We start from the raw sequence: 1,935 nt of genomic DNA, 5'->3' as shown, positions 1-1,935 counted from the left end.
GAGAAAGGATATAGGTAAGCCGAGGCTCTATATTGACAGGGTTTTCACCATGTCCGGGATGGGAACAGTTGTCACCGGCACTTTGATCGATGGCTCGTTAAAAATCGGGCAGGAAGTAGAGATCGCACCTGAAGGGATAAAAACCAGAATAAAAAATCTCCAGACTTATAAAAAGCAAGTCGAGTCCGCGGGTCCTGGGACCAGAGTGGCTATGAACCTGATCGGGGTTGAAAAAGAAAAAATAAAAAGGGGCGACGTAGTAATCAATCCGGGGACGGCAATCCTAACGAATTTTCTGGACGTCAAAGTCACGGTGCTTCCAGATGCTCCTTTTAGTTTGAAACAGGGCTCAGACCTGCTTTTTATGCTGGGCACTTCGGAGATTGCTGGAAGATTGAATCTGTTAAATGTAGGGGCTCAAAATTTTGAGCCCCTACTTAAGCCTGGCCAGGCAGGATTTGCTCGACTCAAGTTGAAGGAGCAGTTGTTAGCCAGAGTAGGCGATCATTTTATTTTAAGATTGCCTTCACCTCCCAGGACACTGGGGGGTGGGGTGGTGCTTGATGTCTTCCCCTCAAAGCTCAAAAGGAAGGATGCAGAGCTGATCAAATTTCTGAGCCGGAGAGAGAATTTGGATTTATCAGAGCTGATTTTGACTGAGCTTAAAAAGGTCGATTTCCTGACCAGAGAGGAACTCTTTAAAGCCTCCATTTTCGGCTCAGAGGAGATCGAGTCTGCCCTGGTTCTACTGGAGGGAAGAGAAGAAGTGGTGATCAAAAAGAATATGGCCATAGATAAAGCCAGATGGGAGAGACTTCTGAATCAGATTCTGGAGAGAGTAAAAAAAGAACATACGGAGAAGCCGTTTACACATGGATTACGGATTTCAGACCTATCTGCAAAGCTTCAGTTCAAGGAAAAGCTAATTTCTGAAGGGGTAGAACATCTTCTTACAACTGCCAAGTTGATCCAGAAAGAAAACTATCTGGCTCTGCCGGAACACCGCCCTCAACTCGCGGAGAAACAATCTCCTTTAGCTCAAAAAATCTTGAAAAAGTTTGAGGAAAATAGATTCTCTCCGCCAACCAAAGGTGAGCTTCTGGAAGAAAATCCAGATTACCAGAAGATCTTGATCTACCTGCTCCAACAGGGAAAGCTGGTAGAGTTGAAGGAGGGGATTCTCTATCGGAAAGAGGATTTTGAGGAAATTACTCAAAAGATCAAAGAGTTCATTTCAGCAAATGGGCCTTCGACCGTGAGCCAGATAAGAGAATACCTGAATATCACCCGCAAATATGCTGTCCCGATCTTAGAAAAATTGGATGAGTTAGGGGTTACCCGGAGAGAAGGGGATAAGAGGGTGCTTTCAAAAGAAAAAGGTGATAGGTCGTAGGTGATAGGCTGTCATTGCGAGTCCTCGTAGGGGACGAAGCCCATCTGGGCTTCGTCGTCCCGCCGTTGGCGGGACTCCTCGCAATGACTGAGGATCACAAGAAATATTTTTTTGTTGCTTTTTTCAGAGATTTAGATATTATTAGCTCAGTCATTATTTTTTCCAGAGGGATTTTTATGAAAAAAAGAGCCGTTGCATATCTCTTGATTATTCTGCTCTCTTTTGCCAGCCTGCTTTTCTCAGCCAGTAAAAGAGTGGATCTGGTCAATATCGATGGTGCGATTAGTCCAATCACTGCCAGGATCATCACTAACGCTATTAAATCGGCTGTGGATGATGGCTCGGAAGCACTGGTAATAGAGCTGAATACCCCCGGTGGTCTGGATGAATCGATGCGCCAGATAACCAGGGATATTTTAAATTCTGAGGTGCCAGTGATAATCTATGTGGCTCCATCCGGATCCAGGGCTGCCTCAGCCGGGGTTTTTATAACTTTAGCCGCTCACGTTGCAGCCATGGCTCCTGGAACAAATATCGGGGCG

2 protein-coding genes are annotated in these 1,935 nt (G+C 45.5%); both read left to right on the top strand.

The window, feature by feature from the left end; translation table 11 throughout:
* Window positions 1-1,393: SelB C-terminal domain-containing protein (locus tag MUP17_03025; protein MCJ7457948.1), on the top strand; the 1,393-nt coding region annotated here is incomplete at its 5' end.
* Between the two features lie 176 nt (window positions 1,394-1,569).
* The coding region (locus MUP17_03020; GenBank protein MCJ7457947.1) for a nodulation protein NfeD at window positions 1,570-1,935 on the top strand (366 nt) is incomplete at its 3' end.

This window comes from Candidatus Zixiibacteriota bacterium, from assembly GCA_022865345.1.
In the GTDB taxonomy this organism is placed as follows: domain Bacteria; phylum Zixibacteria; class MSB-5A5; order MSB-5A5; family RBG-16-43-9; genus RBG-16-43-9.
This window is presented reverse-complemented; position numbering and strand designations above follow the sequence as displayed.